A 255-nucleotide genomic window follows, 5' to 3' on the forward strand; every position below is an offset into this window, starting at 1 on the left:
AGCGCGCCGGCCTGATGCGCGAGGACGGCTACATGCCGAAGATGGGCCGCGCCCTGATCGCCGACTCCAGCGCCGCCATGGTGGGCTCGCTGCTCGGCACCTCGACCACCACCAGCTACATCGAATCGGCCGCGGGCGTCAGCGCCGGCGGGCGCACCGGCCTCACCGCCATCGTCGTCGCCGTGCTGTTCTTGCTGGCACTGTTCTTCGCCCCCCTGGCCGGCAGCGTGCCCGCCTACGCCACCGCCCCGGCCC

Annotated in this window: 1 protein-coding gene; it reads left to right on the plus strand. The window is 73.7% G+C overall.

Annotated elements, in window-relative coordinates:
* Positions 1-255 (plus strand): solute carrier family 23 protein (locus HAQ05_RS28330; RefSeq protein ID WP_238936626.1); only part of this gene is annotated, 255 nt, incomplete at both ends.

The sequence above is a fragment of the Pseudomonas typographi genome, from assembly GCF_014694385.1.
Lineage (GTDB): Bacteria > Pseudomonadota > Gammaproteobacteria > Pseudomonadales > Pseudomonadaceae > Aquipseudomonas > Aquipseudomonas typographi.